The 24279-nt window shown below is 54.0% G+C and carries 25 protein-coding genes; 8 read left to right on the top strand and 17 right to left on the bottom strand.

The features are described 5' to 3' along the window. Both F1735_RS27015 and F1735_RS27010 read right to left on the bottom strand, forming a co-directional pair. The coding region (locus tag F1735_RS27015; protein ID WP_229505983.1) for a helix-turn-helix domain-containing protein at positions 1-403 on the bottom strand (403 nt) is incomplete at its 3' end. Then, positions 403-888: a transposase gene (locus F1735_RS27010; protein WP_167239814.1), complete on the bottom strand. Its 486-nt coding sequence runs from the start codon at positions 886-888 to the stop codon at positions 403-405. The genes F1735_RS27010 and F1735_RS27015, both read right to left, overlap by 1 nt. Positions 889-1168: 280 nt before the next feature. Between F1735_RS27010 and F1735_RS27005 the strand changes: the two genes are divergently transcribed. Continuing rightward, the gene (locus F1735_RS27005; RefSeq protein WP_308628070.1) at positions 1169-4414 is read left to right on the top strand and encodes a PLxRFG domain-containing protein; all 3246 of its coding nucleotides are present in this window, start codon (positions 1169-1171) and stop codon (positions 4412-4414) included. A 68-nt stretch (positions 4415-4482) separates the two neighbouring features. On the opposite strand, the gene F1735_RS27000 is transcribed toward F1735_RS27005, so the two are convergent. The 8 genes from F1735_RS27000 to F1735_RS26965 all read right to left on the bottom strand — a co-directional run bounded on the left by F1735_RS27000 (position 4483) and on the right by F1735_RS26965 (position 12448). Continuing rightward, on the bottom strand, positions 4483-4797 hold the full coding sequence (locus F1735_RS27000) for an H-NS histone family protein (protein ID WP_167239812.1): 315 nt from the start codon (positions 4795-4797) through the stop codon (positions 4483-4485). 312 nt (positions 4798-5109) lie between these two features. Beyond that, positions 5110-6132 (bottom strand): hypothetical protein, encoded by a 1023-nt coding sequence (locus tag F1735_RS26995; protein WP_167239811.1) that lies wholly within the window; start codon positions 6130-6132, stop codon positions 5110-5112. A 117-nt stretch (positions 6133-6249) separates the two neighbouring features. Beyond that, on the bottom strand, positions 6250-6747 hold the full coding sequence (locus F1735_RS26990; RefSeq protein WP_167239810.1) for a hypothetical protein: 498 nt from the start codon (positions 6745-6747) through the stop codon (positions 6250-6252). 137 nt (positions 6748-6884) lie between these two features. After that, entirely contained in the window at positions 6885-7361 is a 477-nt protein-coding gene (locus F1735_RS26985) for a hypothetical protein (protein ID WP_167239809.1), read from the bottom strand. An 8-nt stretch (positions 7362-7369) separates the two neighbouring features. Continuing rightward, positions 7370-8113: a hypothetical protein gene (locus F1735_RS26980; protein WP_167239808.1), complete on the bottom strand. Its 744-nt coding sequence runs from the start codon at positions 8111-8113 to the stop codon at positions 7370-7372. Between the two features lie 3 nt (positions 8114-8116). Beyond that, a complete protein-coding gene (locus F1735_RS26975) occupies positions 8117-8734 on the bottom strand; it encodes a PAAR-like domain-containing protein (protein ID WP_166898589.1) in 618 nt (205 codons plus the stop codon). Then, positions 8727-10208 carry a DUF2169 family type VI secretion system accessory protein gene (locus F1735_RS26970; protein ID WP_167239807.1) on the bottom strand — a complete coding sequence of 494 codons (1482 nt, stop codon included), beginning with the start codon at positions 10206-10208 and terminating at the stop codon, positions 8727-8729. The genes F1735_RS26975 and F1735_RS26970 overlap by 8 nt, the downstream gene beginning before the upstream one ends. An 11-nt stretch (positions 10209-10219) precedes the next feature. Then, the gene (locus tag F1735_RS26965) at positions 10220-12448 is read right to left on the bottom strand and encodes a type VI secretion system Vgr family protein (RefSeq protein WP_167239806.1); all 2229 of its coding nucleotides are present in this window, start codon (positions 12446-12448) and stop codon (positions 10220-10222) included. A 375-nt stretch (positions 12449-12823) separates the two neighbouring features. Between F1735_RS26965 and F1735_RS26960 the strand changes: the two genes are divergently transcribed. The 5 genes from F1735_RS26960 (at position 12824) to F1735_RS26940 (ending at position 15949) form a co-directional block, all read left to right on the top strand. Then, entirely contained in the window at positions 12824-14053 is a 1230-nt protein-coding gene (locus tag F1735_RS26960) for an AP2 domain-containing protein (protein WP_167239805.1), read from the top strand. Positions 14054-14063: 10 nt separating this feature from the next. After that, positions 14064-14495, top strand: coding sequence for a tetratricopeptide repeat protein (locus F1735_RS26955; RefSeq protein WP_167239804.1), 432 nt, complete (start codon positions 14064-14066; stop codon positions 14493-14495). A gap of 289 nt (positions 14496-14784) precedes the next feature. Further along, a complete protein-coding gene (locus F1735_RS26950; RefSeq protein WP_167239803.1) occupies positions 14785-15219 on the top strand; it encodes a hypothetical protein in 435 nt (144 codons plus the stop codon). 160 nt (positions 15220-15379) lie between these two features. Continuing rightward, positions 15380-15745, top strand: coding sequence for a hypothetical protein (locus F1735_RS26945; protein WP_167239802.1), 366 nt, complete (start codon positions 15380-15382; stop codon positions 15743-15745). A 21-nt stretch (positions 15746-15766) separates the two neighbouring features. Further along, positions 15767-15949: a hypothetical protein gene (locus F1735_RS26940; protein WP_167239801.1), complete on the top strand. Its 183-nt coding sequence runs from the start codon at positions 15767-15769 to the stop codon at positions 15947-15949. Between the two features lie 44 nt (positions 15950-15993). Here F1735_RS26940 and F1735_RS26935 read toward each other — a convergent pair whose 3' ends face one another. Beyond that, a complete protein-coding gene (locus F1735_RS26935) occupies positions 15994-16548 on the bottom strand; it encodes a hypothetical protein (RefSeq protein WP_167239800.1) in 555 nt (184 codons plus the stop codon). A gap of 257 nt (positions 16549-16805) precedes the next feature. Between F1735_RS26935 and F1735_RS26930 the strand changes: the two genes are divergently transcribed. Further along, a complete protein-coding gene (locus F1735_RS26930) occupies positions 16806-17777 on the top strand; it encodes a DNA-binding protein (RefSeq protein WP_167239799.1) in 972 nt (323 codons plus the stop codon). Positions 17778-17839: 62 nt separating this feature from the next. Continuing rightward, on the top strand, positions 17840-18961 hold the full coding sequence (locus F1735_RS38320; protein WP_167239798.1) for a tyrosine-type recombinase/integrase: 1122 nt from the start codon (positions 17840-17842) through the stop codon (positions 18959-18961). Positions 18962-18971: 10 nt separating this feature from the next. Here the strand turns inward: F1735_RS38320 and F1735_RS26920 are convergent, their stop codons facing one another. From F1735_RS26920 to F1735_RS26895, 6 genes are all read right to left on the bottom strand, one after another. Next, the gene (locus tag F1735_RS26920; RefSeq protein WP_167239797.1) at positions 18972-20072 is read right to left on the bottom strand and encodes a hypothetical protein; all 1101 of its coding nucleotides are present in this window, start codon (positions 20070-20072) and stop codon (positions 18972-18974) included. Between the two features lie 383 nt (positions 20073-20455). Beyond that, a complete protein-coding gene (locus tag F1735_RS26915) occupies positions 20456-21496 on the bottom strand; it encodes a ParB/RepB/Spo0J family partition protein (protein ID WP_167239796.1) in 1041 nt (346 codons plus the stop codon). Then, entirely contained in the window at positions 21496-22566 is a 1071-nt protein-coding gene (locus tag F1735_RS26910; protein WP_167239795.1) for a ParA family protein, read from the bottom strand. The genes F1735_RS26915 and F1735_RS26910 overlap by 1 nt, the downstream gene beginning before the upstream one ends. A 503-nt stretch (positions 22567-23069) precedes the next feature. Further along, entirely contained in the window at positions 23070-23609 is a 540-nt protein-coding gene (locus tag F1735_RS26905; RefSeq protein ID WP_167239794.1) for a hypothetical protein, read from the bottom strand. Beyond that, positions 23572-23808 carry a hypothetical protein gene (locus tag F1735_RS26900; RefSeq protein ID WP_166898617.1) on the bottom strand — a complete coding sequence of 79 codons (237 nt, stop codon included), beginning with the start codon at positions 23806-23808 and terminating at the stop codon, positions 23572-23574. Before F1735_RS26900 ends, F1735_RS26905 begins: the two co-directional genes overlap by 38 nt. Positions 23809-23892: 84 nt before the next feature. Further along, on the bottom strand, positions 23893-24159 hold the full coding sequence (locus tag F1735_RS26895; protein ID WP_167239793.1) for a hypothetical protein: 267 nt from the start codon (positions 24157-24159) through the stop codon (positions 23893-23895). Positions 24160-24279: the final 120 nt, after the last annotated feature.

Here is a 24279-nt window from a genome sequence, read left to right as displayed (position 1 = left end):
CCAGCGCACGCGGCTTGTGGCGCGGTTTCGCTGGCTTTTCGGCACCTCGGTGCTTGAGCTGGTTTGCCGCTTTCAGCACGCGATAGAAGGTCGATTCCGAGGCGACGTACTCGCCCTGGTCGACCAGCCGTGGCACGATCTGGCTTGGCGGTAGGTGGCCGAATTCGGGCGAGTTGGCGATCGCCAGCACGCGCTGGCGTTCCAGCTCACTCAGTCGGTTCTTGGGCGTCTGCACCCGAGACGGCCGCCGATCACAAGCGCCCTCAGTCTTATCGTTCTGCCAGCGCTGCAAGGTCCGCTCGCTCAGCGTAATCACCTCGCAGGCCCGCCACTGGCTCGCTCCGGCAACGACCGCCTCGGCCACCAAAGCCATCACCTGGTCGCGCTGCGGGAGGTCGGTCATCACGCCTCGTCCTCCCACAGCGCGCGGAACTTTTTTTGCAGGATCAGCAACGCGGCCGCCTCCGCCAACGCGCCATTTTTGCGCACAATCTCGCGCTCGAGTTTGGCGACCTTGTCCTTCAACGTGCGCATTTCCCGTACGCCCGATGCGGACTCTTTTACATCCACGCAGAAAGCGGCCTCCCAGCTGGTCAGGTGATGGGGGAATATGCCGTGCTCGCGGCACCATGCCTGCAAGGCCTCGTCGGGCAAGCCATGGGTGGCCTTCAGTGCGGCGAACTGTTCTGCAGCAGTCCAGTCCTGGGGGCGCTTCTCGCGCGCTGTTGGCGCGTCCTTATTGCTCATAATTTTATTCTTCATCCAATATTTTAGCGTGTGCTGATTCACATTCAGGTCTTCCGCGACCGACTTGACCGACCGGTGGCCTCGTGAATACACTTTGACCAGGGCTTGTTCGATAAATGCTTCGGGATACTTTGATGACATTGGTGCCTCTATAGATTGAAAATTAGAGGCGAAAACTAGTCCCGGCGCCGGCCGTGGGCCAAGCATCGAAGTCGTCCTGCTCGAACAAAAAGCCACAACCTTGACGTCTTGAGGGAACGGGTTCCGCTGCGCTTCACCCGTAACACCAGTCCCCCGCTCCCGGAAACGATGTCAAAAGTACAGCACAAGAACGAACTCTAAAAACCCCACTACAACGCTCAAGATCACGACATACTTTGTTCAAAAACACACCCGACAAGTAGTCTGACACAGGGGGTACCTGTCGCTGCAAAATCCGTGGCAGATCGACGTTGAGCACGACAGCGACGGGTCCGTGGAAGAAGATTTCGACAGCCCATCGGTGGAGGCAATTTTGTCTTTACCGGCCGGCCGCGACCTGCTGGACGAGGCTAAAAACGGCGATGGCATGTACGGGCTCGCCCTGCAGGCGCAGCTCAAGCGCCTCGGGCACGACGGCATCATCGCGACCTACTCGGATGGTAGCCGGGAATATGTCGCCTTCTCTCCCACACAGGTCAAGAGCGCCACCGACAACAATGGCGACTTCAACCCGGCCGATCCGCGCATCGCTTTCAGCCGCAGCGGCCTCGGTGATGCGCTGGCCAGCGCCGCCAACAGCATTGCCGAGGTGCGCTTGCCGGCGAACTATCTCATTGGCGACCTGTTCAACAGCACGGGGAAACTGAGCTGGTGGCATAAGTCGATCGGAACCATGGACAACCTGGCGAAACGCCAGCCGGCATTCGCCGCGGTCTACGGCGCCGTGCAGCGCTTCCTGGGCGACGTCTCGCGCTACGCCGTGGTGGCGGCCGACCTGGCGCCGACCCTGCTGCCGAAGCTGGAGAACATTGCCGATATCGTGGGCAAAAACCGCAAGAAGGCGCTGACGGCCGCCGATACCAAGGCGATCGGGGCGCCAATCTTCGAGGGCACGCTGACCTGGGCGCGCGACGCGCACGGCAAGCCGGTCAAGATCGAGGACCTGGAGGAACAGGCCGAGGCGATGTCGACCGCCGACAAGGCGCGCATCTTGCTGAAAAAGGGCATCATTGACGACCAGCAGAATCGCGCCTGGCAGCACAACCCGCTCGACCTCTACGACTCAATCATCAACAGCCGCTTCAAGGATACCCAGCTGCGCGCTGGCGTGGTCTGGTCCGATGCCGAGCTGCGGTCGATGTTCGGCCTGTCGGCCGACCAGGTCGCGCTATACCGCCAGTTCCGCGCGGCGCTCGACAAGAGCCTGATGAACCTGACGGTCAGCGAAATGGTCAAGCTCGGCGGCAAGGATGCCAAGGGCATGCTGGAGCAAGCCGTGGCGGCGCCGGATCTGCCGGCAGCGGCCGCGCTGCTACGCGACCATTTTATTGCCCTGGCCAAGCTGGACCCGGAAAAGATGGACATGCACCTCGACACGGCCAGGCAGATCATGAACCTGTCCGACAAGGGCAAGGACCTGATGGACCGCGGCTACGCGCCGCTGTCGCGCTTCGGCAAGCACACCGTGTACGTGCAGGAGGGCGAGGATCAAGTCTACTTCGGCATGTTCGAGACGCAGTACGAGGCGTCGAAGATGGCGCGCGGCATGCGCGCCGAGCATCCTGGCGCGCAGGTATCGCACGGGACAGTGTCGGCCGACGCCTATAAACTGTTCGCCGGCGTCTCTCCGGAGACGATCGAGCTGTTCGGCTCGATGGTGGGGCTCGACAGCCAGGCGAGCGCGGCCAGCACCGAGGTCTACCAGACCTACCTGAAATTGGCGAAGAACAACCGCAGCTCGATGAAGCGCATGATTCAGCGCAAGGGCATCGCGGGCTTTTCAGAGGATGCCGGCCGGGTGCTGGCCGGTTTTATTTACAGCAACGCCCGCCTGACTGCGGGCAACGCGCACCTGGGCGAGATCGATGAAGCTATCACCGAGATCCCGAAACAGCAGGGCGAATTGACGGACGCAGCCATGCAGCTACGCGAGCATATCCGTAATCCCGAAGCCGGCGCGCCGCTGGGCGGCCTGATGTTCGCGCAGTTCCTGGGCGGATCGGTGGCGTCGGCCATGGTTAATCTTACCCAGCCGTTTACCATGACATTGCCCTACCTGAGCCAGTTCGGCGGCCTGACGAAGGCCGGGGCGCGCCTGGCGGTGGCCGTGAAGGATGCCACCAGGGAGGTTACCGGCGACGCCCAGCTCGACGCTGCGATGCGATGGGCGACCGAGGAAGGGATCGTCGCGCCGCAGGAGGTCCACTACCTGCAGGCGCAGGCATCAGGCAAGGGTGCGCTTCGTGCCGGTGACGGCACCACGGCCGGCAGCACGCGCGCTCACCTGAACAATGCCATGGCGAAGGTCACACTGGGCTGGGGCAAGCTGTTTGCCATGGCCGAGCTGGCCAACCGCCGCATCACCTTCATCGCGGCCTATCGCACGGCCGTGGACGAAGGGTTCGCCGATCCGGCCAAGTTCGCACAGGAGGCGGTAGCGCAAACGCAGGGCATCTACAATTCTGGTAACAAGCCGAAATGGGCGCGGGGGGTCGTCGGGTCGCTGCTGATGACGTTCAAGCAGTACTCGATCGGCTACCTTGAACTGCTGTCGCGCATGGCCTTCGCCGGTGCGCCTGGCTCGAAGGAGCGCGCGGCGGGCCGCCGCGCGGCGCTGTACATGCTGGCCGTGCTGCTGCTGATGGGCGGCGCGGACGGCCTGCCGTTCGAGCAGGATCTGGAAGACGCCATCGATGGCATCCTGCAGCGTCTCGGCTACAACTTCTCAAGCAAGCGCTCGAAGCAAGCGTTCCTGAGCGATACCCTGGGCCAGGGCGGTGCGGACTTCGTCCTCAAGGGCGTATCGAGCATGCCGGGCATGCCGGTCGATGTTGCCGGCCGCTTTGGAATGGGCAACCTGATTCCGGGCACGGGATTGCTGACGAAGAAGGATTCGTACGCGCGCGACCTGGGCGAGCTGGCCGGGCCTGCCGGCGACATCGCCAAGCGCGCGTTTACCGGGGCCGGCAAGCTGCTGGGCGGCGACGTGGCCGGCGCCGTGCTCGACGTCACGCCGGCGGCCGTGCGCAACGTTGCGAAGGGGGCCGACATGCTGGCCACCGGCGCCTACCGGGACGCGCGCGGCTACAACGTGAACGACACCAGCGCCGCCGAAGCGGTGATGAAGATGGTCGGCTTCCAGCCAAACAGCACCGCCGACATCCAGGATGCCAAGGGCCAGGCCCTGAACATGGTTGGCCAGAACCGTATGCGCTCGATGGAGATTGCCGAGCACTGGGCGCAGGGCCTGGCCGACAGCGACATCACGAAGGTAGACGAGGCGCGCGCGTGGCGCGACGACTGGAATGCGAAGAACCCGGCCACACCGATCCGGGTCAGCATGCCAGGCGTCATCAGGCGTGTACAAGCGATGAGACAGGATGCGCTTAACCGGACGCAGAAGACCGCACCGGCCACCTTGAAACAAACTGTGCAACGTGAGTTGGCGCAAACCCGAGCTGAATAAGAGCCCGATAAAAAAGCCCTGGATTAAACTCCAGGGGCTATTTTATTACAGAGCAGGTACTCGCAGAATCATACCTTGGCGCTATCAAGCGTACCGGCTGTTTCTAGGGCCTTAACCCACGCTGGCGAACGTCCACGGCCAGTCCATTGATTGTTCGGGTTGGAAGGATCACGGTATTTAACGGCAGCCTTGTTTTTTACACCAGTCTCCTTTGTACTCGCTTTTCCCATAAGGATGGCAACAGGGATGCCAACGCTTGCAGCAATCGCGCTAATGTCTGTCCGCGCCTTTTCGATGGCCGCAGCTTCACGAATTTTCATTTCGACCGAGATAGCATTGCGCAGCGCTGTTAAATCTACAACAGTAAGTTTTGACAAATCCATAAATATTCCGTTCGTGTTAAGTTGTTACAAGAAACTATTGTAACAATAACCGATAATTACACGTAATGTCAAAAATTTTAGGATAAATCAGCATAACTGCGCCACCTCTAGCGAATAGAGTACAAGCTGCCCAAGTTTTTCATGTAATGATGAAAGGATTATTTTATAGAATTAATGGAGTCACACTCCAATCTCATGAATGCCAGATTGAACAAAATGGCTTTAACGAAAGCCGCTCCTATCCCATCCGCCAGCCGATATCTCAACAATACAGCTTGCTCATGGTCGCGGCTACTGACAAATAGTCACAGACTAGGGTTGCACAAGGAGCGGCGATTCTATTAGAGATTGTGCATAATAAGGATGTGCCGCTATAAAAATACGGTTGATGCGTTGCTCCATTACGCTAAAGCCTACCTGAAGCAAATATTCTGGCAATTTCCAAACAAAGTAACCGGTAAGTACATCTGCTTTGCCAGTGATGGGCAAACTACCTATTTTGCGTACAGCCACGTCGGGCGTATCTTCAAATCGTAAGCCCTGGGGCAAATGACCGTCGAATCCTGCAGACCAACTCACCCCCTTGCGTATATAACGAGCGCCAGAAAAAATATTTTTCCCAGCTTGATGTTGATTTTTAGAGGAGCGAAAATATAGTTCAACACCGTGGGTCGCTAGAGCATCAATTTCATGGGAACGGCCATCATGGATACTGGCGTTCGGAACACTGGAAAGGTCAATACCAGTGTAGCCCGGATGAGCGAGTACAGCTTTTGGCTCTTTACCAAATGTAGACAGAAGAGCCTGCACGTCCGGCTGCACAACCTTAGGTAAGATTGATAGCTTAGGTTTTTTCGGAACCAATCCAATCTGAATCATTCTTATTGTGGACATATCCGAAGAATATTCAACCAATAACCATTTATCACCTAAGTTCCATCGCTCAAGTTTAAACGGCGGGACAAAAGGGAACTGCCAAATTGGCGCGCCGAGCTTCTTATTAAGTGACTGTCGGCTATCGCCAAAGCTCAAGTTAAACGGCAAAGACTTTACATAACGCACATGTCCATACTCCTCGTCACCCGAATAAATTTGTATATTCGTAATGATGGGTTCTTGGCCCGCTAGCGCATCATCTATATGATAAAATTCCGGGGGGCAAAACGTGATAGAAAATCCAAGTTTTATAAAGAAAATGCCCCCAATAGGGGAATGTTCCGGTAGCGTAAAATCAGGCTGCCTAGCGTACGTGAAGGCAGAACGGTTAATGCTGCCGAGCGACTTTCCCAAATGCGATATAAATAGATCAACATCGGGTGGAGTTTTTGGATTCATTTTAAATGCGACGCAAGGTTATTGATTTCGGATCAGAGCAATGCAAAAAGACGCCCCGAGGTCAAAACTATATTTTCAATTACAATCCGAAAATATGAATATTTTTCTTACGACACTCTAGTTATTTAGATATATTTCCTGTGGAGACAAAGATAACCATGCTATTTTTTTTCCTTCTGGTAAAAAATTTAAGCTAATTTGATATCCTTGAAAATTATTCCAATTATACGTATGGTTTACAGGCCCTGATCGGTGACTATTTCGAGGTTCTCCAAGAATAGCAATTGCCTCTGTCAAACTGTTCTCAAATTTAAGCCCAAACGGCAAATTATCTGCGTAGCGAAAAGGCTTTCCTGCATAATAATCGCTATTTACTTGGATTGTAGCTAGTACCATGTCGCCGTTTTCGTTTACTGGCCCGGGCCCGTATGTTTCCCTGTAATAATCGGCCATTTCAAACAACAACCCTATACCTTCTTTTTCAACAGTTATGACTTCAATAGGATTTTCTTTAAAAATTGGACGCTTAACAATGTGATTAGCAGAAAGAAATTTGTCAAAATCTTCATTCTGAGATGGAAACCCAAAAAACTTAGCGATTTCAAATATCTTCATAACAACTCAAAAATGATAAAAATAATTTGATTTATAAAAGCGTTCTCTTACAACAGGTACGAAATGTGCGGCGGAATAGTGATGGCTTTTGCTCAACAGCCTTAAAATCACGAGCTATAAGACAATTCTATAACTATTTATATACCTTTTGGGGATAGCGAAAAAAACGACACGCTCTTACCCTCCGGGATAAAACATAGGGCAACTCTGTACCCTTGAATATTAGCCCAGCTGTATACATGATTGTGCGGTCCGGATCGATGGTTATTGCTGGGTTCGCCAAGTTTAGTTATGGCTTCCGTCAGAGTATTCTCAAAGGTCAAGCCAAATGGCAAAATACCCATATAGCGGCAAAGTCCACTTCCATTATTTTCGCTATAAGCTTGTATTTTAGATAATACCATATCGCCGTCGCTATCATGCACGGGGCCGTGAGCATCCTTATAAAAACGATCCGTATGAAACCAAAGTACTAAACCTTCTTTAGATATATCTTCCATAGGGGTCTCGTTAAAAACGGGGCGCTCAGAAATATCATATGAGGAAAGAAATTTATCAAACTTTTCATTTTGGGGAGAAAACCCAAAAAACTCAGCAACTTCTAATATTTGCATAACTTCCTCTACAAGATAGTATTTTTAATATGTTCAATGAGGGCCAGAAGTTCATCCTCATATTCCGCATGTGTTTTTTTTCGTATTTCTTTTGCCGCTTTAGCGTATTTTTCGGCGCAGTCAGCATCCATTTCTTTTCCATCTGCGTCTTCTATGCGTTGCGTATCTTTTTTTGCCGCCTTCTGTAATTCGTCTGAATCGGTATCAATTTTTTTCGTATTATTTCGCCCCCCGTATGTATCACTGTGCTTTTGATGATCTTTACGAAAGATAGCAATTGTCCTACCGGCGAGAGAAATAGCACCTTTGGGGCCAAAGAGCGCTTTAATCTGCCCTTTGCTTAACTCGATTCCATGTTTAACAAGCAGTTTCTCCGCCGCGCGTTGTAAAGCAGCTTTAGAGGGGACATGATCTCGATCAAATTTTTTATCTGCGCTTTTCTCTAATAATTCTCCGTAGGTTCCTGCTTCTCCGCACTTCAAGACTTCGGTACCTACTACAACAGTCGTCGCATCCTCCGCAGCGGCTTCCGCTGCCGCCTCCGCGTCAAGCCTCGCTGCCTCTTCCTTTTCTGCATCCGTCATGGGAGGAGAGTCGGCAGACTTCTCGCTCGGTAAATTTATGGCTTCAACGTTCCCAGTCTTCTTGAGTTCATCGATGACTATAGCGGCTACAACGCACACAATGACTACTGCCAGAATAGCCCAGCCTACTGGCCCGAGCGCAAACCCCGCTCCCGTCAACACCGCCATATTTTATCCTCTTTTACCTGGGACAAACTGCACCAAGGACGCAGTCGATGTTTTTGATTGTTTTGCTTTAAGCGCAAGCGCAAGCAAAGAACCTGTATTGGTAAACGGTTCAGGTGTGGGGAGAGACAACGGCGGCTGACATCCTAAAAACGCGTGCTCAGCAGGCGTTTCCGCTTCGATTGCCGGGCTGTGTTCGTCTGCATCTCCCGCTGTTGCGGCACCGCCTGTCAGACTAGGCATTTGCGAGGTGACATAGATCCCCGGATTATTTCCTCCATTCATCACATTAGTATCCCCTTGGCGCACAACAAACTTTTTTTCGGCGCGAAAATGAGCCGCCGCACCGGTGGGTTTCACATAACCGTTCACTGTGTTCGATTTCACGCCTTTGGCAAGGCCAGCATCGTCGCCTTTGCAGCTGGGCTGTTGAGTCTTGTCTAACACGTAAGCTGGATCGCCGTTAAATCGCACTGACGAGGCCACTGAAACACTATTTGACAGGTCTTGTGTGGTTGGATAGGGCACCGGTGGTGTGCTGCTGCCTACAGGTGTTTTGTTAAAAGAAGGTGCAGTCGAAACTGCCTTCAAAATAAAATTCTTTCTTGCACCAATCTTACCCATGAAACTCCTCTTTTCCAGTGTCTAACGCCATCTTTCGGTGATCGGGCACAGAGGTTTTCTCCGGGTCGTTAAGTAGGTGGCGGCTATATTCGGCTTCGAAGCGTCCGTGCAGATAGGCATCGGCCGCGCGAATTTCTGGTGTTTTAGCAAATACCGCGCGCCAAACGATGCTGAGGGTCTGTGTTTCTGGTTCGACGATCAGGGTGTCGATTTGCATAGGATTAAAAAACATCGTCCCGTCGCGCATTCTCATAAGCAAGGTGCAGACGTGTCCGGGCAAACGTAAACGTAGAATGGTATCGCCAGTAGGGCCTAGTGTGGCGCCTGGACTTGCTGATGCGCAAAGATTCGTAAGCTCGATAATCTCGTTGCCGGAAAGAAAATCGGTTTGCTGATCAATAGGAGCAGCATTCCAAACATTAAAGTCGAAGTCTTTCGGTAACCAGTCAGCGCTGTTAATAAATCGCTGGTCGATTGTTCCTGCCAAGTCGCGGCGGTGTGGATGTACCCTGGATCGCGTACCAAAACCAGCTACTGTAAGCACCTTCCGTGATATTTTTTCAGAATTTAGTGTCGGTATCTTCCAGAACTGTGTGGTACTGAAGGGATTATCAACGGCCTCGACGCGAGGTGCGGGTAACCGCTTCACACCAGTGGCGAATAGATACCAACGCGGCGCAAAGCCGCAGCCGACAGCGTTGCTCTCAAACGCGCAGCGTGCAATCGCCTGCTCGGCCGGGGGCGCATGATCATAGGACTGGGCAGCCACCTCATCAGCTTTCAGTCGATGCTTTCGGGCGACCCACTTTGCCGCGCGATCGCCGCGGTTGATACGGCGACTTCCGCCGTAAGCATATTCATTGCGTAACGGGAATGGGCTAAACATCTGTGGAGACGTAAGACGCCATGTGGGCACACTTATGAGTCCCAAACTGCCCAGGCGCACGATTGCCGCCCCTATACGTATAGGCCATAGTCTGCGAACCAAAGCCCGCTCGCCAGTCACAGTGAGGCTTTTGTCAACGAGACGTTCGCCAGGAACGGAATTTTGTTCGGCATGCTTCACTGCAGCGCGCCACTCTTCCATCCGGTGTTCTTCCGGGGCGGTAAATGGGTTTAAGCCATGTGGACGCTCAGGCATGCTTGCAGAATGGTCAGGCCGCATCAAAGCAATGCGAACTCCGCAACGCCGCACTGACTTACCCAGTGGTGCGTAAGCCGTGGCATTGACAATAAAATCGCACTTCGGCTTGTATTGGCATAGATCCGATTCCTGACGCACACTGCTGGAAGTAATTTCGCCAAAAAACTCATCGGATTCACACAGCGGCGCCTGCTCGTCTGCATAGCGCAGTTCGGCGTCCCCTCCCCACGTTAGAGTCTGCCGGAGTGCAACAACGTGGAATGCTTGATTGAACTGGTCAATTCCCTCGAACCCAAGTGCAGGAAACGGCGTTTGGTTGCGAAATTGCATATCGGCCCGGATTAATTGATGTCAACATCTTTGCCGGAAATCTGCACCGGCCCGCTTGCTTCAAAATTAAATTTGCTGCCGTTAATAGTGACGCTGCCATCCGTTTTCATGACCAAACTCGCCTTCCCGACGGTAATCGATAGTTCTTCGCCTGCTGTGATAGAGATTTTTTTGCCAACCTTGGTACTCTGGTTTACTCCAACGATGGTGGCCATGATCATGCCCACATTTAGGTTATAGCCCAAGCCAACGTTTTCCATGCGCCCCATCCCCACATTCTGCATATAAGCCATGCCAATGGTTTCTGTTTTCATCCTGCCGACATTGATCGACCAGTTTCTTGCAATACGATCTTTCTCGTTCCTATCGACGGACTTAGAGCGATTCCCCCCAACATTAAAGGTCTGCTCCTTACCCACATTCACGCTTTGGTTTTTGCCGATTTTGATCGTTTCGTTTACGCCGACTTCCTCGTCGCGATCATCCCCAATACTAATTCTTTCAAAATGGTCGACGCGCTCTGTACGATTATTGTGCACGGTAATCAACTCATCACGGTCCACCGTTTCGATTCTGTCACGCTTGATGTGATTGGTTTCGTCCCGGTCAACAGTTTTGCGGCGATCATTGCCCACCCATTTATCTTCGTCGTGCTCGACTTCAGTGAGCTGATCCTTCTCCGCGTGGAGCCAAAGCTGCTCTTGGCCCATTTTATCCTCGAAACGCAGAGCATTTGCGTTGTTATATTCCCCGCCCGGCGTTGACCGCGTTAAAATACCGCTTTGTGTCTTGTTTGCTGGCAGTGCCCAAGGTGGCATCGTATTCGCATTTGGGACCATCCCGGTAATCAGGGGGCGATTTGGATTTCCATCTAGGAATTGCACTATCACCTCGGTACCGATACGAGGAATGGTCGTCATTCCGAAACTCGCGCCTGCCCATGGGGTCGCCACGCGGATCCATGCAGAACTCTTCTCGTCGTTCGTACCCGCCCGATCCCAGTGAAATTGCACCCGCACCCTCCCATACTCATCTGTATGGATCTCTTCGCCGGCAGGCCCCACTACTGTGGCCGTCTGGATGCCATGGATCTTGGTTTCCACGCTGTTGTGGTCACGTCCGGCACGGTAAGGAATAATTTTGCGGATGCACTGCAGCCGGTTCTCGTAGAATGACTCGCTGGTGTTCTTGACGTGATAATTATTCGACGCGGAGTGGGTAACTTCCGTGATCAAAAATTCTCGCGCTTGCGCGTCGTTCTGAGTGCCGCTCGCGTCGAAATGGCCAGTCAGACGAAACCAACGTCCAGGCATCACACTACGATTATTGCCCGCCGCCTCGAACTGTTTGCCAGCCGCTTCGACTTCCTCCATGCGCAACTGCGCCAGGGAGCGTCCCCCGCTACCACCCTTGAAGCCTAGAGCACCGGTGTACTCGTACGACTCGATGTTCGGCACATCCCCCTGCTGGTTTACGGAAGGCAGCGCCGACAATACGGGGTTCGGCGACTTGAAGTCGAATGACGCCAATGCGACACTCCCGGTGACGATCTGACGCCCAGGCGACCAGTCGCCGATGCCATCTTCCAGCGCGGCACCTGCATGACGTTGATACGGAATTTCGGGGTCGCCATCAATCGGCGGTGCGCTTGTCGAATCGTCCGACAAAACAAGCTTATGGCCGGTGGGACTATGTTCAAACCAATAAATAATGCCCGACGAAACCCAGCGACGCTCCAGAAAATTCCGGTCGCTTTCGTCGAACTGGCAGCAATCGGTTATAACGTCTGCGGCGCCTTGCACTCGCCAATCCCAATCAGCGAGGTTGCCATAATCGCCAAATATACTGGTAGTCTGCTGATACATTGTCGTATAGTGAAACAGGTAGTTATCCCTGCGCATGCTCAGATATTTGTACCAAGGCCCGAGCTTCGCCTCATAGAACGACACGCCTCCATCGACAGACTTCAAAGAGAAGCTAAAAACCCGTCCGGTGAAGTAGCGCAAGGTTCCATCACGGCGCACCAGTTCAACGCACAACATTTTCCCCTGCAGTTGCTTGAGCGCGACGTTCGGGTCATCGGACAGCAACTCTACTGAAAATTCAAAGGGCTTGGAGAGACTTTCATAGGCGTCGATGCGATTGACGAGCAACATCGCCGAAGGCCCGTCCCCGTTCGGAAAAGACAATCGCAAAAAGCGGTTGTGTTGGCGGCTACCAACCAAATCCTGCAAGCTCATACCGCATCTCCCATTTCATATTTGATAAACTAACAACGATGCGCAGGCAAACTGAAGAGCGGGCGTAACGCCGCCACTGCCGCCGGAATCTGCGTCAGACTTTGGTTTATTATATACCATTTACGCTATAATCTTTTTAATTTAGCAACTAATACTATTGTGTGATGTAGAGTAACAGAAGTGTTTTTTGGCAACATCGTGACCACTCCAGCAATCGTCATCGCCAGGCCGTCCTACTCTGAGGACGGGCCAGCACGGTTTCGATCTCAAAAATATGCTGTGAGGTTGAGCCATCGCACCAAGGAGGGGACGGGTGCAATGCTGCAATAGTGCTTCTAGGAATTTATATTGAAAACTAGCTCAAGGATTGTCAAGGTGAACCAAAAAAACACGGCAAAAAAGCTGCGGCATGTGCCAGAGCGCATTGGCATTTACCGCATAATGCACCCTAGTCTCGGGCGTTATTATCAACAGGTAGCTCTACGCCGCAACGGCGAGCTGTTTGACAAGCGTTTTTTCGAGGACGACTGTGGTGGCGAGGCTCAAGCACTACGCTTAGCCCAGGCTTGGCGCGATCGCATCATTGCAACGCACCCAGCAATGACGCTCGCGAATTTTTGTACCATCGTTCGAAAAAACAATACCTCTGGCGTGCCCGGAGTAAATCGTGAAATCAAACGCCATCGCAACCACGGGGGTGCTGTAGTGGAGCGAATATATTGGGTAGCACATGTTCCTATGCCCGGTATCGGGTCTCGTAGACATAGCTTTTCGGTGAAAGTGTTTGGCGAGGACGAGGCGAAACGGCTTGCTATCACGGCGCGTATAACTGGTCTGAAGGGATTGGAAGGGGCGATTTTCCGATCAGAGATGCAACCGCAACCGATCAGCACTGCCGAAACAATGTTAATGCTGGAGAAAGAGCTAAGTCGTCCTCTAGAACGAAGAGCAGAGCGCGCCCAGTTTCAGTCTCTCAAAGCTGAAAACCATCAAGCACGCAGGCAACAGGCTCAGGCCAAACTCCAAAAACTACGAGAGGTGCAGGTGGCCAGTCAGTGTACGCCAACAAACAGGACGGGCGAGCCGTATATCGAACGTAGTTCGTCATCTAATGGCACCACTGGAAATTGGCGGGTCAGTATTGAACGCCAAGGAAAAAAATACCGGAAAATATTCTCTGATTCCGTTTACGGAAGCACAGCAACGGCCTTAATCGCAGCCAAAACCTGGCGTGATGAGGTCTTTCAACGCATTCCCGTTTCCAATAAAGCGACCGTGGCAGTAAGGGTAAACAGCACTAATACAAGTGGCTTTACCGGTGTACACCTCGTAAAATCCGGGCCGGATAAGACACCCATATCTTGGGTTGCAATGAGGCCGAAATCGAAGGGACAACCCATCCAATACAAGCGATTTTCAATTGCAAAATATGGTGCTGTAGAAGCCTTCGCGCTTGCAGTCCAGGCACGTCTAGCTTTTGTCGCTGAACTTGGCAATACAGCGCATTTCCAACATCAAGCGGCGCGGCAAGTCGCCAATATTATATCTCGCAGAAACCACGCAATCAAGGATACCGAGAGATGCGATAGCAAGAAAATGAACTGAGAAGGAAAACATGGTACACGCTTTGCCACCTACACTTGAGGAAAAAATGATAAGTGCTATGAATGCGGGATACGCATCAAAAATAGCTGGTAACTATGCCCTAACAGAAAAATTCTATCTGAGGGCCTGGGAACTATACCCTGAGCCTAAATACGACTGGGACAGCAGCCAGATAACACTATATTCCATTGCAGATTTTTATTTGGAATGGCGCAAGTTTGATACGGCGCTAGAGTGGGCGAACAAGGTATTCCTAACTGGAGTAATTCCAAACGATGGTTCACCCTACGTTGTCATTGGCAAAATCCACTTTGAAGCGGGGAACCTTGATCAGGCCTATAAAAATTTTGAGAATGCGTATGCATTGTCGAAAAAGCGTGTTTTCGAGGGCGAGGATAAAAAGTACCTCGCTTTTTATCGTGTCCGCGCATCAGGCCAGTAGCATTGGTTATAAAGAAGATTTTTGTTTCTTGACTTGCAGAAGAAATTGCAAATTTGAATAACAACGGTCACGCATGGTACGCGGCCTCGTGCATGCTATCCGATGTCGGTAAATCTACTTTTGACTTAGATTAAGACTACTCGCCAGATTTTAAGATTATTCCTGATCCTGAACAGTGGGATCTTGGCCCACGGCACGCATGCCGTTAAATCGATCGTCAGGAGCGACGCGGGGAGAAAATCAAAACTACCTGCCGCCTTTGAAATAATACTTATCTTATGGGAAACATATGGCACTAATTCTAAATAAACAACTTGACGAGGCTATATTTTTGGAATGCGATGCGGGAGCGACAGAGAGTGATGCAGGTAACTTTGAACTAGCCGAAAAACATTACTTAAAGTCGTGGGATATGTTTCCAGAGCCGAAATTTGGTTGGAATAGCAGTCAAGTACGACTATACGCGATATCGGACTTCTATTTGGGTTGGAAAAAATTAGAAAAAGCATTGGAATGGGCTACTCTCGTCTTTAAGACTGAATTACTCGATGGTGATGGAACTCCTCAGTTAAAGGTTGGTATAATTCAATTCGAAATAGAAAATTTAGATGCTGCGTATGCAAGTTTTCGAGATGCCTTTACAATTTCCGGGAAAAGAACATTTCAAGGATTTGATAAGAAATATTTAAATTTTTACTTGGCGAATGGCAAAGAGGTAAAATGATGCTTGCTTTGACTATAAGCGGAATACTTTTTTGTGATATATGGAACTAAACCCAGTTGTAGAACGCGGCCATGCATTAATCAGCTTGACGTAAAAAATCTGAACTAACTTATTCATATGCGGTCCAACTCTTGTTCTCAATGAATCAGAGGGCATTACCATGTTGAATACGTTTGTCGGAGCGGCGCACGCCGAAGTCATCCGCCAGGTGCAAGACTTCCTGCGCGACCATCCCAAGGAGAAGGGAAATTCTGCTGGCGAGGTCACGCGGCGGCTGGAGATCGAGCACATGGGTGCTGCGCTATGGCTTAAAAAAAGACACGGCATGTCGATCGACATGCACAACCTGCACAACCTGGTTGAATTCTGGCCCACGGCACGCATGCTGGCGACGGCCGCCGTTGCAGGCGGTGCTGCCGCGGTGGCCACGACCGAGACGTTTGGGTCGGACGAGTTTAATCCTGCGCACCTGATCGAGTATTTTGTCACGGGCGCCGGTAAGGTTGCAGCCGCAGCGCAGCACTGATCTGGGGAATGCGAGGCGACAATGGAAAACGACGATGTAAGTCCGGTGGTGATCGAGGCAGCCAAGACTTGGCTGCGCAGATACGACTGGGGGCCGTGGATGATCGGCATCCTGGAGCGCAGCGCGCGGCCGGCCTGGCTGCGCGCGGTGAGTAGCCTGCACCGCACCCTCGAAGGGCAATTGCCCGAATGGACGGCCACATGACTGTTCCGAATCCAGCCGCTATCGAACCTGGATAACGCGACGGATCAGCCCGGCGGCGCCTCGCCGTAAATTGCCGTGTACATTTTATCGACCGGTTTGACAATCGACACCGAGGTATCGGCCAAGTCGCCCTTGCTGGCGTCATGCTGCATAAAACGCCTGATTTCCGCGGCGATAGCGTCGGCGAACGAAGACACTTGCGACATCCATTTTTCAGTTCGGCGACGAAGAGCGTCCGGCGCGTGCCATAAGCAGTATTGCGCGACACCGTCCTCGATGCGTACGGCCAGGTCGACGTAGATGCGCAGCGGGGGGGCCATGTCGGGTAAAAGTATGGTCAGCGTGAACAGCATGTTGCCGTCCTCTGTGACGACCGCTCCGTTGGCCGGGTGGACCTTCTCCAACGCCCTGTCCTGCCGGCGCTGGATGATGCGTGAGTATTGCCTATTGACGCGAAGGGCGTCGACATATCCGCCCGGGGCCAAGCGGTTCAGGAACTCGGCGCCAAGCAGGTGCGCGGCCCCACACAGCTTTTCCAACACGGCGTCGCCGTTTTGGCGATGGGCTTCACTCAGTTTCTGCAACTCGGCAATATCCATGATTCTTTCTCAAAATGGTGGGCGAGCGCCAGTGTACGACTGTTTCTGGCTTCGAACCATTCTTGGCGGATATCGGGTGGAAAATAGGTTAAACGCGTGATTATCTCCCTAATCACGCGTTCACCAACCACGCCATATTTCGGGCAAACCGCGCTACACTTGCTGCGCAAGACGAGCATATGTCGCTTGTTTCCGGTCGATTCATATCGTATCATATCAAACGTATCATATCGTATCATTACAACGGAGATTGACCGATGGGTAGAGAAGCGAGCATCACACTGGCCCAGGTAGCCGCCATTGCGGACGCGATGGTTGCGGCCGGAGGCACCCCTGCCTTGCGTACTGTGCGCGAGCGACTGGGAAACATGGGGAGCCTGGGCACCATCAGCAAGCTGTTGCAGCAATGGCGCGCGGATCGGGAAAAGAAGATCGCCAACGCATTGACCTTGCCGGCGGGCGTGCAGCGCGCCATCCTGGAATTTATGGGGCAGGAACTGTCCAGCGCGAAAGCGGCGCTGGAAACGGAACTGGCCGAACAACAGCAAGAGGCAGCCGACCTCGCCACCGAGAATGAGCGCCAGGCTGCAGAGATCGAGGGTCAGGTCGACGCGCTGACAGCGCTCCAGGTGGAGCTGGCTACGGTCCAGGGCAAAGCCGGTCAATTGGAACTCGACTGGCAAGCTGGCCAGGTTGAAATGGATCGCGAGCGCAAGGCGGCCGAGTCGGCGCGTACGGAGTTGGCCAAGGCTCAGTTGCGTCTCGAAGCCATGCCGCGGCTGGAAGCGGATCTCGTCGCGGTGCGCGAGGAACTGGTCGGCGAACGCACGGCCCGCGTGGCGGCCGAGCAAGCGGCAGCGGTCACCGTGGCCAAGTTCGATGCGAGCGAGCGTCGCGCCGGCGAGATCGAGGCGCGAGAGCTGGCAGCCGTTACCCACATTGCCGAACTGGAGCGGATGGCGCAGCAAGGGGCGCGCGAGCTGGCATCGGCCAACATGGCTGTACAGGCCAGCCAGGCGCGGTTGGAAAGCGCAGCACGCGAGCTGGAGCAGGCACGCGCGCTGGTGACTACCGCGCGCAATGAGTCCAAGCGCGCCAGCGAGGAAGCGGCCGAGCTGCGCGGCCAGATGCGTGCCGATACACTCGCCGCTCAGGATGGCGCCAAGCGCGCCAGCGAGAACCGCGAACCTGGCGAGCCTCGCGCAAAAACCCCGCCGTCCAAAAAATAATCACCTATGTCCATCCCCCTGCCCGCCCCCGCGCAGGGGGTGAAGTCGAATCTGTCTTACCGGTGCCAGCGCCACATCGGCCGCTCGCCGCCGGCGGCGCACCTCCCCTCCCCTCCGGGTCCCTGACTCGCGCCACCGACGACGAAGAGCTGATTGCGCTTTGGCTACGCCGGCCGAATCTGTCGCCGCGCACAGTGCGCAACTGCCGCAAGGAAGCTGACCGCTTCCTGTACTGGATTCGCGCGCATGGCAAACACCTGGTCGACGTCCGCTACGAAGACCTGCTGGCGTTCGCCGCTTTCATCGCCGATCCGCAGCCGGCCGACCAGTGGATCAGCGCAACGCGGTTCCCCCGCGTCGACCCGCGCTGGCGGCCGTTCTGCGGCCGGCTGGCCGATGTGTCGCAGCTGCAGGCGCTGACCGTCATCAAGAGCTTGTTCCGATGGGCTTGCGCCGCCGAGTATCTGCAGGCGAACCCGGCCCAGCTGCTTACCGGCATGCGCGCAGTCAGCAGCGAAGCCATCGAGCGTCACCTGCCCCCGGCCGCGATCTCGCTGCTGCTCGAAGCGGCCGACATCCTGCAGGGCGCTACGCCAGGCGCTGCCCTGCGGCGCGCCCGCGCGCGCTTCTTGGTACAGGCCTACTACCTCACTGCCGTGCGCCTGAATGAACTCGTCGGCGCGGACATGCGCAGTATCCGGCGCGACGACAGCGGGGCATGGTGGCTGCATGTCCTGGGTAAGGGTAGTAGGCGCGGAAAAGTCCCTGTCCCCCCATCCTTGCTCACCGAATTTCGCCAGTACCGGCAAGCGTTCGGCCTGGCCGCGCTGCCGGCGCCAGGCGAGACGATACCGCTCGTGCTGGCGAGCCGCGGCCCCCAGCGCGGCGCCAGTCATTACGCCGTCGCCGCCGCGCTCAAGGCCGTGATCCGCCGCGCGCACTCCCTTGCCCTTGGAGCCGGCATGCCCGAGATCGCCGATCGCCTGGCGAGCGCGTCGACGCACTGGCTGCGGCATTCCTCGCTGACACACCAGGCCAACGGTGGCGTGCCGCTCAAGACCGTTCAGCATAATGCCCGCCATGCCTCGATCAAGACCACCGGGCGGTATCTGCACAAGGACGACGTCGAGCGCCACGCCGAGACGCTCAACGCTTTGCGCATCGACCTGCCCAGGCAAAAATAACCCCTGCTCATCACTCGATCACTTCGCGCAAATTGCCGTTTGCGACCCCTTTGTAGAGCCCGACCATTTTTGCGCCGCCGTACAACTCGACGTGGCCATCGATGCGCACCTCGGCGGTGCCATCGAAAAAACGCACCGCGATGTTCTTGCCGATGTGCTGGTAGCGCTTGTAGCGGCATTGCATGGCGATTGCCTTCAACGCCGCGTTCGAATCGGGTTCGCTCATGCGCTGGGCCTGGGCTACTTTGGCAGCATAGTCAACCTTCTTCGCGTTGTGCAGCATCGCCAGGATGTAGCGATAGGCCCGGGCGGAATTGATGCCGATCTTGGCAAGGTAAGGCTTGGCGATCGCATAGACGTGCTCCAGCTGGTAGCCTGCTTGCTTCGCAATGCCGAGCAGTTTGCAGATGCCGGTTGGCGAAATGCCCGTTTCAGCGGGAATCATGGCGACGGCTGGTGGCAGGGTTGGGTGGTTGCCCTTCCGATTTTCTATCGAAATCTCCTGTAGATCTTTTTTTAAACTAAGGTCAACGTATATAGCACCATCGGACATTTCTGTCTCTTGGGGCGCCGCCAGGCTTGGCTTTTCTTGCGCGGCAGTTGCCGCCGGCTGTTCTTGCGGCGCGGCTAAAAGCTGCGGCTCGAGCGCTACGGCAGGGTCTGGCTGTGGCTGTAGCTGCGGCAGAACCGGCGTTGGCTCGTCCGGCGGCGCAGTCGGCTCGTGCGATTCCGGTGCTGCCGTTGGTTCCTGATGCTTCTGTCGCACTACTGGGCTCGGCTGCTGTTGCGTCGAGGTTGGCCTCTGCTTCGTCACCGTAGGCAAGCCCACTAAGTCGCACAGGGCATGCGTGAAGACGTAGCGTCGTGACTCAAACACCCCGTACTCGGATCGTCCCTCACTTGCTGGTAGGACCCAGTCGTAATCCCGGAAGATGCGCACCGCGCGTTGCACGGTCTTATAGCTGACACTGGCCTCTGTCGCCATACGGTCGAGACGCGCGCGAATAACGGCGAGCCCATTTTGAGCAGACGCCCTGGACACCAAGGTTTTGAGAACCAGAAGGGTACTTTTTGTCAACCGACGGAAGGTTGGGTGGGTTTCAACCCTCATCAAGGCAGCTTGTATAGCCGTTGGAAGATGCAAGTATGGCCGAGCGATATCACTAAGAGTTTGTGCGGGCACAATCTATCCTATCTGTAAGGCAAGCAGCCCTACAAAGTGTTTGACGAGCACACTACCGGGGTATAGGATGAAGGTTCTGAGCATTCACCGTACCTGTAGTGTTTCAAATAAATGTTGTTGAGCAAGCCCGGCCTGCAAGCTGGGCTTTCTCTTTTGCGCTTTAGCTACTTCATCTCATGATGTTCTCGATATAATGCAAAAACCCAGCAATTAGCTGGGTTCTGGTTTTACTGTATGGCCTAGGTTTGAGCTAAAATTTCCGTGCAATTGCACCGTGCAACGTCCGTAAGTAATTGATTAATAAGCATATTTTACTTTTCTCCGTAATTTTCTGTTGAGAATATCTTAAGAGATTCGATTACTTTCATCATTGCTGCGTCTGCGTCTACCTCGCTATCACTGACTCTGACAGTGATTACTCGGCCATCTCGCTTTGCTGAGAACAGTTGTCGCCCATTCGCGCTTGTGACAACTTTTGTACGGTTGTTGCTTCTTCCGGTCTTTTGCTCTTTTTGTTTGTACATTTGCTCAAACCAGCCCTTAACTGACGTGCTAGGGGCCCCCTTTTTTATACGCTCGACCGCTTGGATGATTAGTGCTTCTTCCGTAGGATGATCCGCTAATAACTGATTAATAATTTCAGCGGTCTTAATTCCGAACAGATCAGACTGCTTTTCAAGCATGGAAACAATCGGCCGCGGGAGCCTTAGCATTGAGAGGCAGCGCGAAACATGGGTCGTGTTCGTTGCAAACAGCGTGGCTATTTTCGCTTGATTTCCAAGTCCTCGATCCAACGCAAATTGATATAGGTGACCTTGCGCAAAGGGACTATCGTTCTTTCTACCTTCATTGTGGGTAACGACTTTTTTGAGTGCCTCAGCATCGTCACACTCAAAGATAATAGCGTTAATTGCGGTCCAGCCTTTTAGGCGCGCGGCTCTGATTCGCCGATGCCCAGCCAGTAATTCATAACGGTTGCCTTTACGTCGCACCTGGATAGGCTCATTCTGCCCCGCGCTCTCCATTCCTCCGGCAAGCTCATCAAGTGCAATTGGGTCGTAATCTCGGAATGGATTTTGGTAAGGACTATCATCAACGAGATCGCACGGTATCTCGATGATCTTATTGTCTTCATCATTTAACCCAGTTTCTGCATGTAGTGAAGGTCGATGTGTTTCAGTCGATGCTTCGCGTGCAAGCATCTGCTCTACGCTTTCATTTGGCCCAGTAGGGGGCGTATGCAGAATGATTCCCCCGGTGTCCTGCCGATGGCTGTTATGGTCCATTTTTTTATGACCACGGCTTGCAGCTAAATGTTGAAGAATGTCGTGGTCCGATGTTTTCTTAGACATCACAGGACTCCCATTTTCGCTAAAAGGTCACTGGCGACTTTGCGTAAATCCTCAGCGCCAGGACTATTTGGCTTAGATAAGAAAAGGGGTAACTCGTAGGTATCTGACGAGAGGGTTTTGGGGAAGTCTTCGCTGCGACGGATAATTGAATTCATCCACTGGTCATTGTAAGTTCTACGGATCATGGCCGTTTGGTTTAGCACGCGGGTGCGTGTCACGTCAAAAAAATTTCCCACGATAAGAAGTTCTGGACAGCGGCCTGCTTCTTCTTTCATCTCGTTCAATACTCTAGAAAGATATGAGACGGCTTTGGTGCTAAATTTTTCTAAACTGATTGGCGCAACTACATAGTCGCTTGCTAAGAGGGCACTGCGAGTCATTCGGTTCTTTGCCGGTGCGGCGTCAAAAATGATGACGTCGTATGAACTTAAATCTACGCCCGGCCTCTTTCCTGTACGGCCGTCCGAAATAAGTTTCGCAAACATTGATGCCGAATTTCGGCTTTCCAACGCTTCAAAAGTCATGATCGTGTCAAGATTATCAAGTGACACATCCGACGGAATCACGTGCGGGCCATATTCTCCAAAAGGCTTTTTGATAATTTCCTCAAGTGGCATAGCTTGGGGCCATTGCGGGAAAAGGCTCCCAAAGTGATGGTCCACTACGCGCTCGTGAGACAGCCCATCCTCTTCTGCTTCCTCATGAGAAAGTTCGCTGTCGTATCCAAAGGCCAGAGTAAGATTGCTTTGAAAATCCAAATCTACCACTAACGTTTTCAAGCCCATAGTTGGAAATATGCAAGCCAAATTTGCGGCTATTGTGGATTTTCCGACTCCCCCCTTTGGGACATATACCGTTACAACAACTGGCTTTTTCGGCTTTTTATCCCCTTTTTTTTGCGCTCGCCATTGTGCAAGTTCGTACACGTTCTCGATGGTGTAAATCCGCGTACGAGGTCCTGTCTCTTGACGTTGAACATCCAGTCCAGATTCCTCGGTAGCGCGCCGGATCGTGTCGGAGGTGGTCCCCAGTATGGTTGCAATGGCTTGGGCTTTGAAGGTGCGGGTCACGTTGGGTCTTTCGGAGCAGGGGACTGTTGAATTTCATGCATTCTTACGGGTAAACATGGTTTGTGCAAGGATTTTTTAAGAAAACAGGCAAAAATACCATTACAGCTAATTTTCCAGATAACTGAAAATCTGAGGTGGTTCTGGCTTGCAGCCGCGTGTGAACGGCTACTCGGCGTGTGGACGCTACTCGAACGGGATAGAGTATTTGTCATGGCGGTACGCAGGTCCGGGTGTGGCACATCGCGGCTAGGCCTCGGATAGGCTGAGTTATCATTCTCTTGTCCGGTTACCAAGCCGATACTTGCTTCCAGCATGTCCGGGCGAATTGCGTCCTCAATCCTATTGATTGCAGCTGTGAAGATAGCCTGGGCGAACGCACTCACGTTCCGCTTGGAAAAGCTGAAGATCCTCTTGACCGTCGATGTCGCGTGCGTGTCGGCCAGGTTGAGGATCGCCACTGGCGCCAACGGGCATCGTGCCGGCCTGGCCGTCATGCCGGCAGCTCAGCCGATGCCGTGCACTGCCTCGTCCAGGAGCTGGTCGACCGCATTGAGCCAGGTTGTGCCACTCGGGAACTTGCGGATGATCGCCCGCGTACCCTTGGTGCGCACCACCAAGTGCGGCGTGTTCGCGCTGTCGGCCGGCGCCCACAGCACTGACATTGCCCATTCAAGGCGTTCCGCATTCCGCTGCTGTGCATGCAAGACAACCCGAACCTGGTCCAGTGCAGTGAGGGGATTGAATGCTATGTTCGGTCCGATGCCGGCCGTGGCGGCGACGCGGTCGCAGATCAACTCAAGGTAATGTTCGGCGGTTGTTTTGCCGACCTTGGCCAGCTGGCCGCGAATGCTGCCGACACATGCCTCGGCCTGTGCTTCATTGATGCCATCCGTTGATGCAATTGCCTCGACCAGAATGCTGGCCGCGCGGTTCATTATGGTCTGTTGGATCGCGACGCGTTCACTTAGCGCGGCGATGTGGTCGGCGGCCGCGTCGGCAGTCGGGTCATTGGCGAGGCGCAGTCGCGCGATCAAGTCGTTCATGTCGTGGTGTATAAAGGTCGAGATAGTTGGCGATAGTGGTGCCGAGATCCTTGCGGTAGCCGCCCAGGGTGAGGGCGGTCATTGCATAGCCGTCGTTGCCGACGATAGCAAGCAGCTCGCGCAGGATCTGTGCGCCATCAGGAAAATTCGCGCACGCCACGCAATGGGCGGCGTGGCGGCATGCGGATGTAGTTTTCATATGCGCGGTCTGGTAGAGCGAGCCACGGTCGGAGGGCCAGGTTCAGCGCCGCGACGTGTGTGGCGATTCGTGCGGATAAAGCCTTTACGCTAGCGTGTCGTCAGAGGCCAATGGCGTAATAACGGCTGTCGGATCGATGGATTTGTAGGCCGCCATCAGCGATGCCGGCATGGTGCCGTCCTTGTTCGGTGTTGCGTACAGGACCACAGTGCCCGTGTTCGGCGTAAGCGGAATGACGAACGCGGCGATAGCGCAGATGTCGTGTTCCTTCAATAACTGTTCAATGCGTCCCCACAGTGGATCGATTTCATTCTGGAACACTTTTTGGACACCCCGATAGGTAATCGACATATGGGGCCTTACTGGGACAGCTCGGCGCGGCAGCTGAGAGGGGCGGGCGAGGAGTGCGCGACGTTGAGATAAACGACTGCGCAGACGAGCACGACCAGGGCTGCGATGTAATGGCGCTTC

This window comes from Massilia genomosp. 1, assembly GCF_011682185.1.
In the GTDB taxonomy this organism is placed as follows: Bacteria; Pseudomonadota; Gammaproteobacteria; order Burkholderiales; family Burkholderiaceae_D; genus Telluria_A; species Telluria_A rubra.
This window is presented reverse-complemented; position numbering and strand designations above follow the sequence as displayed.

Excerpts from the sequence above, each read along its gene's own strand:
- F1735_RS27010 (WP_167239814.1), bottom strand. The coding sequence starts at position 888 with ATGTCATCAAAGTATCCCGAAGCATTTATCGAACAAGCCCTGGTCAAA.
- F1735_RS27000 (WP_167239812.1), bottom strand. The coding sequence starts at position 4,797 with ATGGATTTGTCAAAACTTACTGTTGTAGATTTAACAGCGCTGCGCAAT.
- F1735_RS26995 (WP_167239811.1), bottom strand. The coding sequence starts at position 6,132 with ATGAATCCAAAAACTCCACCCGATGTTGATCTATTTATATCGCATTTG.
- F1735_RS26990 (WP_167239810.1), bottom strand. The coding sequence starts at position 6,747 with ATGAAGATATTTGAAATCGCTAAGTTTTTTGGGTTTCCATCTCAGAAT.
- F1735_RS26985 (WP_167239809.1), bottom strand. The coding sequence starts at position 7,361 with ATGCAAATATTAGAAGTTGCTGAGTTTTTTGGGTTTTCTCCCCAAAAT.
- F1735_RS26980 (WP_167239808.1), bottom strand. The coding sequence starts at position 8,113 with ATGGCGGTGTTGACGGGAGCGGGGTTTGCGCTCGGGCCAGTAGGCTGG.
- F1735_RS26975 (WP_166898589.1), bottom strand. The coding sequence starts at position 8,734 with ATGGGTAAGATTGGTGCAAGAAAGAATTTTATTTTGAAGGCAGTTTCG.
- F1735_RS26970 (WP_167239807.1), bottom strand. The coding sequence starts at position 10,208 with ATGCAATTTCGCAACCAAACGCCGTTTCCTGCACTTGGGTTCGAGGGA.
- F1735_RS26965 (WP_167239806.1), bottom strand. The coding sequence starts at position 12,448 with ATGAGCTTGCAGGATTTGGTTGGTAGCCGCCAACACAACCGCTTTTTG.
- F1735_RS26955 (WP_167239804.1), top strand. The coding sequence starts at position 14,064 with ATGGTACACGCTTTGCCACCTACACTTGAGGAAAAAATGATAAGTGCT.
- F1735_RS26950 (WP_167239803.1), top strand. The coding sequence starts at position 14,785 with ATGGCACTAATTCTAAATAAACAACTTGACGAGGCTATATTTTTGGAA.
- F1735_RS26945 (WP_167239802.1), top strand. The coding sequence starts at position 15,380 with ATGTTGAATACGTTTGTCGGAGCGGCGCACGCCGAAGTCATCCGCCAG.
- F1735_RS26940 (WP_167239801.1), top strand. The coding sequence starts at position 15,767 with ATGGAAAACGACGATGTAAGTCCGGTGGTGATCGAGGCAGCCAAGACT.
- F1735_RS26935 (WP_167239800.1), bottom strand. The coding sequence starts at position 16,548 with ATGGATATTGCCGAGTTGCAGAAACTGAGTGAAGCCCATCGCCAAAAC.
- F1735_RS26930 (WP_167239799.1), top strand. The coding sequence starts at position 16,806 with ATGGGTAGAGAAGCGAGCATCACACTGGCCCAGGTAGCCGCCATTGCG.
- F1735_RS26920 (WP_167239797.1), bottom strand. The coding sequence starts at position 20,072 with ATGAGGGTTGAAACCCACCCAACCTTCCGTCGGTTGACAAAAAGTACC.
- F1735_RS26915 (WP_167239796.1), bottom strand. The coding sequence starts at position 21,496 with ATGTCTAAGAAAACATCGGACCACGACATTCTTCAACATTTAGCTGCA.
- F1735_RS26905 (WP_167239794.1), bottom strand. The coding sequence starts at position 23,609 with ATGAACGACTTGATCGCGCGACTGCGCCTCGCCAATGACCCGACTGCC.
- F1735_RS26900 (WP_166898617.1), bottom strand. The coding sequence starts at position 23,808 with ATGAAAACTACATCCGCATGCCGCCACGCCGCCCATTGCGTGGCGTGC.
- F1735_RS26895 (WP_167239793.1), bottom strand. The coding sequence starts at position 24,159 with ATGTCGATTACCTATCGGGGTGTCCAAAAAGTGTTCCAGAATGAAATC.